Raw genomic sequence first — 627 nt, forward strand, 5'->3', positions numbered from 1 at the left:
CCGAGCCCGCCCGTATCGGTCACCTTCAACTCCAGGAAAAAGGTGCCATACAGGAACGGGTCTATGTCGAAATGAGCGTACCTGTCGAAGGCCTCTTCAGGCCTGGCCTTGTAGATCTTCAGGTATTCCTTCCGCCTCTCCCGTTCGATCTGGTAAAAGGTCACGACCTCACATCGGATCGACTTGAGGAAATACGGCAGCTCACCGGCCGTGATCACGCCTGTCTGCGGATCATGAATATAGTACAGGCTGGTACACCCGCCCATGGCGAGACAAATGCCAACGCAAGCCGCGCCTCGGCTAAAATTCCACATATGACCGCCCCCGTCCGCGTCGCTAAGCACGCGCGGATCTCCCGCCCAGATTGAAAAACAGTCCGTATGGGTTCGTCAATAGCATCGTGACCACAATGCAGCTTTTCGTTGTCCCCGCTAGGTTTCGCGCAGCTTTTCCCTGCGGCCATATACTTCTAAGGAAGCGTGTTGGGCATGGCCGCTCGGCACGGGCGAAGAAGTGTGAGCAACGAACAGAGCCGATTGCAAATCGGGCGGCGCACGCCTATCGATGCAACATATTACTCCTGTCATTTGGACGAATATTTTGCCTGGGCCCGTGGTCAGCCGAGTC

At 56.1% G+C, this 627-nt stretch carries 1 protein-coding gene; it reads right to left on the minus strand.

All coding sequences use genetic code 11. The annotated features are described in order from the left end of the window. Positions 1 to 344: hypothetical protein (locus tag XI09_RS08440; protein ID WP_271566429.1), on the minus strand; the 344-nt coding region annotated here is incomplete at its 3' end. Between the last annotated feature and the right edge of the window lie 283 nt (positions 345 to 627).

Origin of the sequence: Bradyrhizobium sp. CCBAU 11386 (genome assembly GCF_028128955.1) — a bacterium.
Taxonomy (GTDB): Bacteria; Pseudomonadota; Alphaproteobacteria; order Rhizobiales; family Xanthobacteraceae; genus Bradyrhizobium.